This window comes from Syntrophobacterales bacterium, from assembly GCA_031274925.1.
Classification (GTDB): domain Bacteria; phylum Desulfobacterota; class Syntrophorhabdia; order Syntrophorhabdales; family Syntrophorhabdaceae; genus PNOM01.
The window spans coordinates 33,472-47,634 of sequence record JAISPL010000057.1 but is presented as its reverse complement, the minus strand read 5'-3'; the positions used below and the strand labels follow the sequence as shown (position 1 = coordinate 47,634).

At 49.5% G+C, this 14,163-nt stretch carries 13 protein-coding genes; 10 read left to right on the top strand and 3 right to left on the bottom strand.

All coding sequences use genetic code 11. The features are described 5' to 3' along the window. Positions 1-178 precede the first annotated feature (178 nt). On the top strand, positions 179-709 hold the full coding sequence (locus LBQ00_09510) for a thermonuclease family protein (protein MDR2019076.1): 531 nt from the start codon (positions 179-181) through the stop codon (positions 707-709). Positions 710-1,470: 761 nt separating this feature from the next. Here the strand turns inward: LBQ00_09510 and selB are convergent. Continuing rightward, a complete protein-coding gene (gene selB / locus LBQ00_09505; protein MDR2019075.1) occupies positions 1,471-3,366 on the bottom strand; it encodes a selenocysteine-specific translation elongation factor in 1,896 nt (631 codons plus the stop codon). A gap of 243 nt (positions 3,367-3,609) precedes the next feature. On the opposite strand from selB, the gene LBQ00_09500 reads away from it, so the two are divergent. Genes LBQ00_09500 through LBQ00_09465 form a run of 8 tightly spaced genes read left to right on the top strand, consistent with a single transcriptional unit; the run spans position 3,610 to position 10,901 of the window. Then, positions 3,610-4,743 carry an ABC transporter substrate-binding protein gene (locus LBQ00_09500; protein ID MDR2019074.1) on the top strand — a complete coding sequence of 378 codons (1,134 nt, stop codon included), beginning with the start codon at positions 3,610-3,612 and terminating at the stop codon, positions 4,741-4,743. Positions 4,744-4,788: 45 nt separating this feature from the next. Beyond that, complete coding sequence (locus tag LBQ00_09495) at positions 4,789-5,679, top strand: branched-chain amino acid ABC transporter permease (GenBank protein ID MDR2019073.1); 891 nt, start codon at positions 4,789-4,791, stop codon at positions 5,677-5,679. Next, positions 5,676-6,626, top strand: coding sequence for a branched-chain amino acid ABC transporter permease (locus tag LBQ00_09490; protein ID MDR2019072.1), 951 nt, complete (start codon positions 5,676-5,678; stop codon positions 6,624-6,626). Before LBQ00_09495 ends, LBQ00_09490 begins: the two co-directional genes overlap by 4 nt. Then, positions 6,623-7,393, top strand: a complete 771-nt coding sequence (locus LBQ00_09485; GenBank protein MDR2019071.1) for an ABC transporter ATP-binding protein — start codon at positions 6,623-6,625, stop codon at positions 7,391-7,393. Before LBQ00_09490 ends, LBQ00_09485 begins: the two co-directional genes overlap by 4 nt. Next, entirely contained in the window at positions 7,390-8,097 is a 708-nt protein-coding gene (locus LBQ00_09480) for an ABC transporter ATP-binding protein (GenBank protein ID MDR2019070.1), read from the top strand. The genes LBQ00_09485 and LBQ00_09480 overlap by 4 nt, the downstream gene beginning before the upstream one ends. A 4-nt stretch (positions 8,098-8,101) precedes the next feature. Beyond that, complete coding sequence (locus LBQ00_09475; protein MDR2019069.1) at positions 8,102-9,151, top strand: aminotransferase class I/II-fold pyridoxal phosphate-dependent enzyme; 1,050 nt, start codon at positions 8,102-8,104, stop codon at positions 9,149-9,151. After that, a complete protein-coding gene (locus tag LBQ00_09470) occupies positions 9,148-10,719 on the top strand; it encodes a 5'-nucleotidase C-terminal domain-containing protein (GenBank protein MDR2019068.1) in 1,572 nt (523 codons plus the stop codon). The genes LBQ00_09475 and LBQ00_09470 overlap by 4 nt, the downstream gene beginning before the upstream one ends. Further along, positions 10,719-10,901, top strand: a complete 183-nt coding sequence (locus LBQ00_09465) for a hypothetical protein (GenBank protein ID MDR2019067.1) — start codon at positions 10,719-10,721, stop codon at positions 10,899-10,901. The genes LBQ00_09470 and LBQ00_09465 overlap by 1 nt, the downstream gene beginning before the upstream one ends. 369 nt (positions 10,902-11,270) lie before the next feature. On the opposite strand, the gene ubiA is transcribed toward LBQ00_09465, so the two are convergent. Then, positions 11,271-12,146 carry a putative 4-hydroxybenzoate polyprenyltransferase gene (gene ubiA, locus LBQ00_09460; protein ID MDR2019066.1) on the bottom strand — a complete coding sequence of 292 codons (876 nt, stop codon included), beginning with the start codon at positions 12,144-12,146 and terminating at the stop codon, positions 11,271-11,273. Continuing rightward, a complete protein-coding gene (locus LBQ00_09455; protein MDR2019065.1) occupies positions 12,125-13,561 on the bottom strand; it encodes a menaquinone biosynthesis decarboxylase in 1,437 nt (478 codons plus the stop codon). Before LBQ00_09455 ends, ubiA begins: the two co-directional genes overlap by 22 nt. Positions 13,562-13,717: 156 nt before the next feature. Here LBQ00_09455 and LBQ00_09450 point away from each other — a divergent pair, with 156 nt between their 5' ends. Beyond that, positions 13,718-14,143 (top strand): hypothetical protein, encoded by a 426-nt coding sequence (locus tag LBQ00_09450; protein ID MDR2019064.1) that lies wholly within the window; start codon positions 13,718-13,720, stop codon positions 14,141-14,143. The last annotated feature ends 20 nt before the right edge of the window (positions 14,144-14,163 follow it).

Genomic DNA, 14,163 nt, shown 5'->3' with positions numbered 1-14,163 from the left:
TTCTCAGGCCTCATAAAGAAAAGATAGAGAAATGAAGATGAGTAAGTATTTATTCCGAGGGTAAAATATTGTAAACTCTTTCCTTATGAGACGGATTACAGCAGCCCTGTTCCTTGTTTGCCTTTTTTCTCTTTGTTGGATTGGTGACTCTCAAGGCAAAAATTATGTGGTCAGTAAGGTGTTGGACGGTGACACGATTCAGTTGGATACCGGCGAAGTGGTAAGGTACATCGGGTCTGACGCTCCCAAGCTCTTCTTGAAGGAAGGAGGGAGCGAGTTTTTTGCAAAGGAGGCTATGCGATACAACAAGAAGCTGGTGCTTCTCAAAAAGATTCGCTTGGAATACGATGTGGAAAAGAAAGATCATTCCGGCAGGATTCTTGCGTATGTGTTCGTCAAGAATACCTTCGTGAACGGAGAACTTGTCAAGAACGGGTATGCCCGGGCAGTCATAAAACAGCCTAATACAAAGTACGGGAATATATTGCTCAATCTTCAGAAAAAGGCAATGGAGGAAGAGAGAGGACTTTGGCAGGAGAAAAAGAAAGACACGGAAAGTTTCTATATGGGAAACAAGAGGACGTACGCCTTCCACAGGCCGTTTTGCAAACTGGTATCCAAGATACCAGAAAAGAGCCGGATTGTTTTCAGAAACCGGATGGATGCAATTAAGATCGGTTATGTGCCAGACAAGGATTGTAAACCATGATTGACGAGTATGTCGATATTGTTTATAGCCCCTTTAAATTAATGGTGTATGCTATACCTCACATGAGACATGTACTCCATGCTCGCCCCAAGACGACTCCGGCAGTGCGTAGAGAAATACAAAATAGTCAAGAAAGTCTGATAAACATTGCAGCACATTATGGCGGTGAACCCAAAAACTAAAAACTATTGAAAAATGGTGAAAAAGAGGCTTTGTCCATGATGCACCTATGGGGCCAAAGGTCATCCTAAGCCAGGTTGAAGAAGGACATACAGGATTTGTCTGTATTCGCTGCAGGAATCAACCTCTACATCGTTGTCTACGGCCTGGATTGTCCGAAGATATTTTCTCTCTCGCCGAGGTGCAAACGGAAGTTATTTAGAACATCAAAGTGTGCATACAATGAGAGCCACAGCCAAGATGACGGATAACGGCATCCAGTTTACCAACCGTCGCTTCATTTGACCGCAAAACATCCTTGGACTAACGGCCAAGCAGAGCGGATGTATCAAGGAAGCTACTGGTTACCATTATGGCAGCCATAGAACTTAAGAAACCTCCATGCGTTTCTCATGGCGTACAATCTGGCAATCGTTTAAAAAGCTTATAAAGAAAATCTCCTTATGATTTCATCAAATATATGGACACTTGAGCCTGAAAGATTTGCAGGTGACCCAAACCGCTCAATGTGGGGTTGAACACCAGGAACGGCCGACAGGAAGGTCCGGACACGGTGAGGCGCTGGTATTATACCGAGCATCTTACCCCCTCAGTACCCGTTTATCTCCCACCCTGATGGTCAGTTTTATTTCGTCGAGGTGTTCGAGAATTGGGATCATATATTTTCTTGACAGGTCAAACATGGACTTGAAGTCGGATGGGGTCATCTCCTTTTGTGCACGAAGGAAATCGGTAATACGTTCTTTCAGCATCTCCATGGCATCGATGTGGAAATACATTTCTCCTTTTATTTTCGTGATTTTCCTCTCGAACGCGAGTCTCCCAAGTATGTCCCTGAGATTCTTTTCCGGCTTTTTCAATTCTGCGGCAAAATCTTTTATCCCTGGAGGGGTGAGGCCGTAACCTTTCAGTCTTTGAAGGATTTCCGTTTCCAAGCCCTCCCGCTCCCTGTCTACGACTGAGAGTGCACCAGACTCTTTCACTTTATCTCTGTCAGTCTCGATACCGCCCTCAAGGATGCACTCGTCAAGGGCTGATTGAAACACCTGCGGTGTAACCTTTGGAAGGCGCGATCGAAGCTCTTCTTTTGAAATCCCGATCTTAACCGGGTTCTTTTCATGGAATTCACGGACAAGTTTCCTTAGCGTCTCCTTATATGCGGAAAAGTTATCCTTGTGAACGATCAACCTGCCGATGGACCTTATCTTCTTCAGTTCTTCCAGTTTTGCCGTGATGGGCTCCGCCGAATCCTGGTCGAGACCGAGGAATATGGCAAGCATACTTCCGGCAATCCCGCCATGCCCCCCTTTCCTTATAAAGAATTCAGCCTTGCCGATTATATCGTCTCCGGTGAGGAGATTGCAGGTAGGACCTAAGTCTGCAGCCTTTCGCTTATGCTTTCCGGGCATCATGTCAAGAACCGCGCCTCCACCAATGGTCTGTATCAGGTACGGACCTCTCAGGACGTACCTATCTCCGGGCAGGGTCACGATGGGTTGCGGAAACACGAACTGGGTGAAAGCCTCCTCCCCTGGTTCTATCTTGTCCTTGTCGAGAAGCACAAGTCTTGTTTCTGTCAGTGTGGTGGCGATATGGAATCTCAGAATTGCGTCATTCTTGATCGGCTTAAGGGGTAGTTTCAGATACTTCAGGGTAGCGTCAACCCTGGTGGAAAGAACAAGCGTGTCGGGCCTTCCGATAATTATTCCCCGCCCCACTTCCTGCTTTTCAACGCCCTGCAGGTTAAGAGCCACGCGCTCGCCAGCACTGGCTTCTGAAGCGTCTTCGTGATAGGTCTGGATACTCCTTACTTTTACCCGCCGGCGGAGGGGGTACATCTCGACTTCCTCGCCGACTCTTATGGAGCCGGAGATACATGTCCCCGTAATGATGGTCCCCAAGCCCCTGATGGTGAATACTCTGTCGACAGGGAGCCTGAAGATGCCTTCTGCGGACCTTTCCTGTAATTCCATCGCTATGGAGCGAATGGATTGTTTCAATACATCAATATTCTGCCCAGTGACTGCGGAGACGGCTATAATGGGCGACCCTTCGAGCGGCCCTCCCTTCAGAAAATCAACGGTATCCTCTCTGACAAGCTCGACCATGTCGTCGTCGGCAAGGTCCGTCTTGGTAATAGCGACGATGCCCCTTTTCAACCCGAGCAGCTCACATATCTGAACGTGCTCTCTTGTCTGGGGCATTACACCCTCGTCCGCCGCCACAACAAGGAGGACCATGTCTATTCCCCACGCTCCAGCCACCATGTGGCGAACGAATTTTTCATGTCCGGGTACATCGACTATGCCGATGACAAGGTCTTCACCTGACCTATAGTGGGCAAAACCAAGTTCTGTCGTAATGCCTCTTTCTTTTTCTTCTTTTAACCTGTCGCAGTCAATACCTGTGAGGGCCCTGATAAGTGCGGTCTTTCCATGATCAATATGGCCGGCGGTTCCGACGACTATTCTTTTCATCGCTATTTGTACTATACAACATTTCATCTGTCTAAACAATCGCAGATTCCCGGTTTTCGGGCATTCAGGCAACCGATAGGGACAGCAGGCGATCAGAAGTTCACTGCGGTCCTTCTCTCTAATATCCTACATACAGTTCCGGCTCTAAATGCCGGCTCCGGAATTCACAAAAATCGTTGCTTTCAAGTACCGGACTGTGTTTCTATTTATATACGAAGACCATATTCTAGGAGGACCGGGACCATGAAAAAGGCATTGATTGTGGCATTACTATTAATCAGCGCTCTTTTTTCGGCGCCTCCAGTCAGTTTTGCCAAGGAAACGGTCAAGGTAGGCGTGATCACGCCTCTCATGGGCGACGTGAAGACCTACGGCGAATCGACCAAGAACTGTTTTCTTATGGCCCTTGAACAATATTCGAAAAACGGCAGGTATACCATCGTCCCCGTTATAGCCGACGACAGGAATGATCCAACTGAAGGTACCAATGCGGCGCTTAAACTAATCACCCAGGATAAGGTAGTCGCAATCATAGGGCCCCTTACGTCGAAAGTTGCCATACCTGTAAGTGAGACGGCGAACAAATATAAGATCCCCATGATCACCGGTACGGCGACAAATCTCAAGGTAACAATAAGCGACGGCAAGAGGAAGCCTTTTGTTTTCAGGACCTGCTATACCGATAATTTCCAGGGTTCGATAGCAGCGAATTTTGCACTCAAGGATCTGAAAGCCAGGTCCGCCGCAGTGCTTTACGATGTGAGCAATGATTATTCCAAGGGCCTTGCCGAATTTTTCAGGTCCACTTTTATAAAAGGTGGCGGTACGGTCACCGCCTATGAGTCCTATCAGAAAGACGATGTCGATTTCTCCGCCCTCATAACCAAACTGGCGATGAAGAAGCCGGAGGTGATCTACCTGCCCGATTACTACAATAAAGTAGGGTTGATTTCAAAACAGATCAGGGAAAAAGGTCTCAAGGGGACCCTTCTGGGCGGTGACGGATGGGATTCGCCTGAGTTGGCGAAAATCGCGGGAAACTCCATAATCGGGAGTTATTACACAAACCATTATTCAGCCGATAGGAAAGACTCGGTGACCCAGGCTTTCATTAAGAAATATAAGGAAAAGCACGGTATGGTGCCAGATGCGCTCGGCGCCCTTGCATACGATGCCACAGGAATTCTCTTCAAGACCTTAGACGCAGCAAAAAGCCCCAACCCTGAGGAAATAGTGAAAGGACTCGCGGGCTTAAAGAACTACAAAGGCGTTACTGGCAATATCAGTTTCGACAAGAGCGGCGACGTGGTGAAGTCGGTCGTCATTCTGAAGGTGGGAAATGAAAAGTCGCAGTACGTAACCACCATAGAGCCCTGAGATTGAGCGTATATTGTTTGTAGCGGACCGACCCGGATGTGAACCATGGAAGTATTAGGTTATATTCTTGAGCAGTGTATCAATGGCCTTCAACTCGGTGCGGTCTATGCTCTTATAGCACTGGGTTACACGATGGTCTACGGAGTGCTCCGCCTCATCAACTTCGCTCACGGTGACATCTTCATGCTTGGCGCTTTCACAGGCTATTACCTCATCACCAAGTTTACCATTCCGATCTATTTCGTGTTCATTATCACAATGGCCCTCACGGGTTGCGCAGGATACATAATAGAGAAGGTGGCATACAAGCCTCTGAGGGGAGCGCCAAAGATATCTCTCCTCATCACAGCTGTCGGCGTCTCTTTATTTCTGGAGTACTTCCTGAGTCTCAAGATGATATTTACGCCTAATTACATCGGTTTCCCCAGACCTTTCGAAGTCGTAAGCTACAATTTCTCCATACTCAGCGTAACCAATGTCCAGATTCTCATTTTTACGATTACGGGTGTCTCGCTCGGGCTCCTCTATGTTCTCGTGTATAGAACAAAGCAGGGGAGGGCCATGAGAGCAGTATCTTATGATCAGGAAGCGGCGTCCCTCATGGGTATCGATATAGACCGGACCATATCCATGACGTTCATTGTAGGAGCGGCCTTAGCAGGCCTAGGCGGTATACTGTACGGCATAGCCTACCCGCAGATCAATGTTTTCATGGGTGTCATGCCGGGCATAAAATCCTTTGTCGCCGCTGTGCTCGGAGGTATCGGGATAATACACGGGGCGGTGCTCGGTGGACTCATAATAGGTATGTCCGAGGTGTTCGTCTCTGCATTCCTTTCTTCCACGTTCAGGGATGGCGTTATCTTTATTGTCCTCTTTCTTGTCCTTCTCTTGAAACCGAGCGGCATATTCGGTAAGAGGACCGAGAAAGTATGAAGTTTTTCATTGAGTCGAGAAAGGTCTTGTTTCTGGGGCTTGCCGTTTACGTCGTACTCAAGGCCTTGTTTACCCTTGGCGCCGTCTCTCAGTACATAGAGCAGATCACTCTTTTTGCGTTCATAATGATCGTTGCGTCCCTGGGCCTCAACGTGATATATGGCTACACTGGACAGTTTTCCCTCGGCCATGCCGCTTTCTACGGTATGGGCGCCTACTTATCGGCGTACCTCACGAAGGTTTTTGAGATAGAGGGTGTTCTGGGTTTTCTTCCCGCCATGGTCTTGAGCGGGATGATGACGGGTCTCGCGGGATATGTGATCGGTATACCCATACTCAAACTTCGTGACGATTTTCTCGCCATAGCGACTCTCGGTCTTGGTACCATGTTTAAGGTGGTGCTCGACAATTCCGACAGGTTCGCAGAGATCCTTGGCGGATCAAGGGGCTTTGTTGGTATACCGCGAATTACCAATCTTGAAGTTACCATCTCCGTTACGGTCTTTATCATACTCGTTACGAGAAATATCATTTTTTCCAGGTATGGTCTTTTTTGGCGATGCATCAAAGAAGACGAGCTTGCTTCCGTTTCCATCGGGGTGGACACCACAAGGATGAAGCTTATGGCGTTCTCCTACGGATGTTTTCTTGCCGGCATAGGAGGGGCACTCTACGCCCATCTCTACACCTTTCTTCATCCATCAAGTTTTGATATCCTGAAATCCATCGACTTTCTGATCATCGTGATAATAGGAGGAATGGGGAGTATCACGGGTACCATATGTGCGGGGCTTATATGGGTGGGGGTCATAGAGGGTCTGAGAATACTCCTGCCCGTTGAAATGCTTGATTTGCGCTGGGTATTTATTCCGCTCATGCTCATCCTTCTGATGATGTGGAAGCCTTATGGACTTATCACCAAGAGATCAAGGCAGCTCGGGTCATGAACGCGCTGGAAGTAGTGGGTCTCGGGAAGAGTTTCGGCGGGGTGCAGGCGGTCGACAACATCTCCTTTCGCATTGAAGAAGGTGAGACCGTCAGCATAATTGGCCCCAACGGGGCGGGCAAGACAACGGTTTTTAATCTTATAACGGGATTCTACAAGGCTGACGGCGGGTCAATTAAGCTCTTCGGAAAAGAGATCCTGGGAGTGCCGCCCTATAAGCTGCCCCGGATGGGTCTGGGGAGGACATTCCAAAACATGAGGCTTTTCGGTAATCTGACGGTTTTTGAAAATCTGCTGTCGGGGGTGCTGAGGAAAAAAGGCTACAGCATTTATTCAACGATTTTCAGAACCAACCGCTACTATGATGCAGAAGGAAAAGCTGAGGCAAAGGCAAGGTCACTGATCGACTTTTTTAAGCTCTCGGGCAAGGAAGATTATCTGGCGAAAAACCTTCCCTATGGCGAACAAAGACGGCTGGAACTTGCCAGGGCCCTCTCCATTGAGCCGCGGCTCCTTCTTATTGACGAGCCTGGGGCGGGAATGAATCCGAGAGAAGTCATGGACCTCGTGGAGACTTTGAGAGATGTGAAAAAGAAGTTCTCTCTGACATTGCTCATAATTGAACACCAGATGGGTTTGGTAATGAGCCTCTCGGACCGTGTCGTGGTGATGGATTTCGGTGAAAAGATCATGGAAGGTCTCCCTGAAGAGGTGAGAAAGGATAAGAAAGTAATAGAGGCGTATCTTGGCGAGGATTCCACATGTTGATGGAGACCAGGAACCTCAGGGTAAATTACGGTACCATAAATGCCCTTGACGACATCGGTATTCATATAGATGCTGGCGAAATCATCTCGGTAATAGGAGCAAATGGGGCTGGTAAATCTACCTTGCTCAAGACCCTGACAGGCTTAGTAAAGCCTGTATCAGGGGTAATAGAGGTGGAAGGCGCGCCGATTCAGGGGATGAGGCCAGACAGAATCGTGAAGCTTGGCATCACCATGGTACCTGAAGGCCGAAGGATCTTTCCAGATCTAACCGTAAGAGAAAACCTTGAACTGGGGGGTTATACACTCCGTACCGGGGCGTTGAAACGGGAGATCTTCGAACTTGCCCTCTCCACTTTTCCGCGCCTGAAGGAGAGGCTCAAGCAGCACGCGGGTACACTGTCTGGGGGAGAACAACAGATGCTTGCCATGGGCCGCGCTTTAATGGGCAATCCCAGACTGCTACTCCTCGACGAACCTTCCATGGGACTCTCGCCCATCATCACGAGGGAGATTTTCTCTCTCATACGTTTCATCAATTCGGAGAAGGGTATTTCTATAATACTAGTAGAACAGAATGCCCATATAGCCCTTGAACATTCCCGAAGAACATATGTCCTCGAAAACGGGAGGATAGCAATGGAGGGGATTTCCGCCGATATAAAGTGCGATAAAAATGTAATTGAAGCCTACTTGGGGGTCTAGACGAGTGGATATCCATGATCATGCCTATATTGGAAAGATGTCTCTTCGCCGTGTCGAGGATTTCACCACAGGGGTCAACCCGCTTGGACCTTCAAATAAAGTCAGATATGTAGTTCGGAAGAAAGCCAGGAGTCTCGATATCTTTCCTGACGAGAGCATGAGGTATCTGAAGGCATATCTCAGCAAACTCGAAGGTGTGGCGGAGAACCGGCTTGTTTTCGGCGCCGGATCGACACACCTTCTCGCTCTGTTGCTGCAGATTGTAAAACCAGGGGTTGTCGGCGTACTCTCTCCTTGCTCTACAAGGCTGGAAAATAGTTTGCGCCTGCATAAGACGGAGATCAGACCGATTCCCATCATGGACGAAGGAGATGGCTTTACTGCAGATGCGGAAAAACTGTGCGAATTAATGGGTGATGTGGACATGATGATCCTTCCCCATCCCCATGATGTGACGGGTGCGATAATTCCCGATGAGAAGCTTGACCTTCTTATAGAGGAGTCTGACCGGCTCGGAAAAGTTCTCGTAGTAGACGAAGCCTACAGGGATTATACGCCGGTCGCCTCCCCGCTCAGGCGTGCGGTCACGTCCCGGTCTACGATTATCCTCCGCACGTTTTCTCTCTATCACGCCCTTGCCGGTCTTCGCCTCGGATACGGTGTCGGCTCCTTGCGGCTTGTCGATGAGTTGAATATAACCGTGCCCTCGTCCCTGGTGAACGGACTTGCGCCTCAGGGGGCTATCGTCTCGCTCAAGGACAAGGGATTCAGAGCAAGGACCTTGAAATTTATCGAAGAGGAAAAAAGATACCTACGGGAAAAACTTGGCGACATCAGGGACATCCGTCTCATTGATACACCCTGTAATTTCGTTCTCCTTGCGCTGCGTGATGATTTGGAGTCCATCCTCCATTCCTTCAGGAAACGTAATATACTTGCGGATGGTTTCATTGGCCCACACGGTACCGCATACTTGAGGGTTCCGGTGAAACGGCACAAATCCAATGCGTTTTTTATGCGTGCCTTGCGCCGGATCATGGAGGTCAGATCGTGAGGAAGGCGAAAAAGATTTTATGTCTGCTGTTAGTCGGTATAGCAGTTCTCCTCTTTTCCATCTCTCACGTCCGTTGCGAGCCTATGGAGACGAAAGAGATAAGGATACTCCACGTCAACGACTTCCATGGCTATGCAATTGGGTACAAGCCCCTGGGCTCTGATAAAATGCTCGGAGGTATCTCATATCTTGCATGGAAAGCCGACGTTTTGAGAAACGAAAAGCCGACTGTATTCCTTGCTGCGGGAGACATGATTCAGGGTAATAACTGGGCGAACATCTTCCATGGCAAGTCGGTGATCGACGTGATGAACAAAATGCGCTTCGATGCCATGACAGTAGGGAATCACGAGTTCGACTTCGGTCAGTCCGTTCTTAAGGATAGAATTTCCCAAGCCATATTTCCTATCCTTGGGGCAAACGTAAAAGGCATGGCTGGGCTTGAGCCTTATGTGATAAAGGAAGTTGACGGGATAAAAATAGCCGTGATCGGCGTGGTGACAGAGGACACGCCTGTGGCTACCCATCCGAAGAATATGGTTGGCCTGCAAATACTCCCCCTTGTCGATACGGTGCAAAAATACGTAGGAGAATTGAGAAAGGAAGTCGATATTATAGTCGTCCTTTCCCATATCGGTTTAAACGAGGATATACGTCTCGCTAAAAGTATCGAAGGCATCGATGTCATCGTGGGCGGCCATACCCACACAAAACTCGCCACTTACATGCCTGTGGGAAAGACAGCCATAGTGCAGGCATGGGAACATGGGCTGTCGCTAGGCGTGGTTGACCTGACACTGAGGGATGGAGAAATTGTGCAGGTCAAGAGCCGACTTGAAGAGATAGTGCCCGGGACAATGAAGAAGTCGGCTCCCGTCGCCGCAATTGTCGACAAATACAGGAAGAAAATAGACACCGTGCTGGGGGAGAAAATCGGGGAAGCGGACGTCGATCTTGACGGAAAGAACGTACGGCTCGGGGAGACCAATCTGGGCAATCTGGCGACAGACGTCATACGGCAAAAGACGGGAGCTGATGCGGCCCTGATCAATGGGGGGAGCATAAGAACAAGTATCAGTAAAGGAAAAATTGAGGTGGGAAACATCTACTCTACCCTTCCCTTCGACAACTATATAGTCGCCGTCAAGATGACGGGAAGACAGATAAGAGACGCAGTGGAGCATGGAGTGGCCGGCGTGGAGAACAAAAAGGGGGCATTCCCTCAGATCTCTGGGTTTTCGTTCACCTATTCTCGCAGTGCGCTGAAAGGCAAGCGGGTAAGAGATGTGATGATCGCTGGGAATCCGTTGGAGCCGGACAAGGCGTATACAGTGGCCACCCAGGACTTCCTGGCCGCAGGAGGCGATGGATATGTATCTTTCAGCGAGGCGGTAAAATCATCCAAGGATTTTTCCGATGTAGGAGGCTCCATGAAAGGTGAGAATCTCGTTTATAATGATGCGGGAACATACTTGAGGGACATGGTCGTCGAGTACATCAAAAATTTAACAAAATCAGGAAAGAAAGTCGCGCCGTCTGTAGAAGGGCGCATAAAAGAGTTGCCGTAATGGTAGTATGCGTGGCTGGTCAGGAAATAAGGTTGCTCGACGGAATGAAGGTGAAACATGCCCTTATTCAGACAAGACTTCTCAAGGACGTTGAAAAAGGGAAGAAGGTTTATGATGAGTGGGGCAATGAGATGGGGCTTTCCGGTTCCCTGTGGGATGGGGCGTACCTCAATGTGAGGTAGGGGAAAGACAACCGCATCACGGTTCATCTTGGGAGATCGCCGATTCCTTACACAGGACCGTTATTTCTTCGCCTTGCTTCCTAATGGTTATTATTCTGAGCAGGAGTGGCAACCCTTTCTGATGTTCCGCCGCATTCCCGGCTTGCCTGTGCGCACACCGTGTCGGCGGCTTTGTTCTGGGCTTCACACATGACCGAAGCGCGGAAGTCCCACTGCACATTGCACTTGTGGGCAAATGCTTTCGCATCATCACAGGAACGAAAGTGGATTATATTTCTTTTCGGAAGCAAAAGCGATTCTCGGAATTGGGTCTGAACTGCTTTGAATGGGTTCAAAAGGTTTGCGGAAACATTTTTTGCCGTAACGCCTTCATTTCCTCACATAAATATCTAACGCCGAGAACATAAAGAAAAGGATACTCACTATACCGTTCACCGTGAAAAACGCCATATTTATCTTTTCAAGACCGCGCGCCCTCACCGTCCTGTGTTCGTACGCCAGAAACGCCGCTATTACCGCCAGCCCCAAATAATAAACGGCTCCCATTCCTCCCAGCGCACCTGCCGCGACGAACATCCCCATCGTAAGTATATGGAACACAACCGCTATGCTAAGCGACTTCTCCACCCCGAACCTTGCCGGAATCGACGATAACCCTTCCTTTTTATCAAATTCCACATCCTGCAGGGCATAAAAAACATCGAAGCCCGCCACCCAGAACGTCACCCCCAGGCACAGGAGAACGCTCACCAACGATACTGTCTCCGTTACCGCCACCCACACCCCCATGGGACTAAGGCCCAGGCTGACGCCCAGTATAAGATGAGAAAATACCGTAAATCTTTTCAGGAATGAATATCCCAAGAGGACGGGAAGCACCGCAAAGGCCAGACCGAAGGCCAGCCCGTTAAGCATCCACGCAGACGCTAAAAAGATCACCGACATGACCACCGTGAAAATCCACGCCTCTATACCGCTCACTTTACCGGACTGGAGTGGTCTTTCGCTGGTCCTGGGGTTTTTAAGGTCATAGGTGTAATCGACGATCCTGTTGAAGCACATGCTTGCACTCCTGGCCGATACCATTGCCACAACGATCCAGCATGTCTTCGTCAGCTCCGGCGTGCCGCCGTAGACCATGAAAAGCGTCATCATCGCGAAGGGCAAGGCGAAGATGCTATGTTCGAATTTAATAAGCTCTATAATTCCTGTTATTTTTCCGCCTACAGCCCTAACAGACTCCATATCCCATCAATCCTTTTCACAGTCTCCTCGTCCATTACTGCGCGCTTGGGCCATGGTCTCGCGAGTCCTTCTTCTTTCAGCTTTTTCGTTGCGTCTATTCCCATTTTACCACCAAACCCTTCCTCCAGGGAGGCATGATCAAGAATATCCACAGGCCCTTTTTTCAGGACCACATCCCTGAGGGGGTCTATATTGTTCCCCAGGTGGAACAGCACTTCCCGGAGGTCATGAACGTTGACGTCGCAGTCGAACACTGCAATCACCTTCGTGGCCGACATCTGGCCGAGTCCCCAGAGGCTGTCCATCACTTTGTACGCCTGCCCGGGGTATCTCTTATCAATAGAGACGAAGACGAAGTTGTGGAACACCCCGGCCTCCGGTATCTCTATGTCCCGTATCTCAGGGATTACAAACTTTATAAGAGGGAAGAAAAGGCGTTCGGTCAGCTTACCCAGGAGTACGTCTTCCAGAGGGGGCCACCCTACCGCAATGGACGGATACACAGGGTTTTCATTCAAGGTAACCGCCTGGACGTTGAATATGGGGAAAATCCGCTCTGGCGTATAGTAGCCGGTGTGATCGCCAAAAGGTCCTTCCATGAAAGAGTCTTCCTCGTCAATATAACCTTCAAGCACTATCTGGCTCTCAGCGGGTACTTCAAGATCGACAGTCTTACACTTCACCGTCTCTACAGGACGCCCCATAAGCAGACCCGCGAAAAGCAGCTCGCCCACATCAGGCGGCAGAGGCGCGGTAGCGCAGTAGGTCACCGCAGGTTCGCAGCCGATCGCCACAGCGACTTCCAGCCTCTTTCCTTTCTCTCTGGCGCGTTGAAGATGAATATTGCCCCCCTTGGAAGGGTGCCAGTGCATTGCCGTTCTATTCCTGTCGATAACCTGCATTCGATACATGCCCATGTTCTGTCTGCCGGTAACAGCATCCTTCGTAATCACCGCCGGCAGTGTGATGAACCTTCCCGCATCTTCCGGCCAGCACTTCATAACAGGGAAAGAGTCAAGGTTGATATCAGGTCCCTCTATGACATGCTGTTGGCATGGGGCCTTCTTCGCGCTCCTGGGGAGTATGCCCGCGAGGTCTTTCAACTTCCACAATGTCCTGACCTTGTCAAGAAGACCGACGGGTTGCTCCACGCTTAGCAAAGACTCCACTCTGCCGATCAATTCCTTTTCGGAGGCAACGCCGAACACGTCCCACACCCTCTCCCATGTGCCAAATATATTGATAAGAAGCGGGTATCCCGTATCCTTCACGTTTTCAAAAAGAAGGGCTGGCCCGTTCTCCCGAAAAACCCTCTGATATATTTCCGTGATTTCAAGGTCCCTGCTCACGGGATGGGAAACCTTTTTGAGGACGCCTCTGTCTTCCCATGCGGTCATGAGGCTCTTCAAATCCATAGCGCACCTCTTGATTTTGTGGCTCCGTTTTGCCGGAACGCCTTAATTTACAAACATATACCATCACGTTTTTTTGATAGAAAATCAACAAAAAAGCCCGCTCCCACCTTTCAAGGGTGAGCGGATCTGCTATAATGTTTCTATAGGAGGGTTTTTATGACAACTGACAGAGCTTTACAGACATTTCTTATTTCGGAAGGAACCGGCGATTTTGAAATACACGCCCAAGTCAATTTATTGGGCCGCGACCTTCAGGTGAATCTCGTCGGCGGGGCAAATCATATAGGGGCGGTGGGAATGGCCGAGGCCCGACCGAGCCTCGCCGATCCCCGGAAGTCAGGCGCTACCAGTTCAGTCTTTACGTTCCTGAGCCACAAGGAAGACGAGATCGTCAAGCCCATGGCCGAGGAATTGGCGAAACGTCTCAACGGGAAGGTTGTCGTGGTTGCAGGCGTCCATCGGGAGCAGCTTTCGCCTGAAGGGATTGAGGTATTGATGGGTATATGCGGGAGGATCACGGAAAAGATTGTCAAAGAGGTAACAACGGCTCATATTTATGGCGCGCGAGACGCCGCTCCCTAAGGGCCGCCTCAATCTCGCAC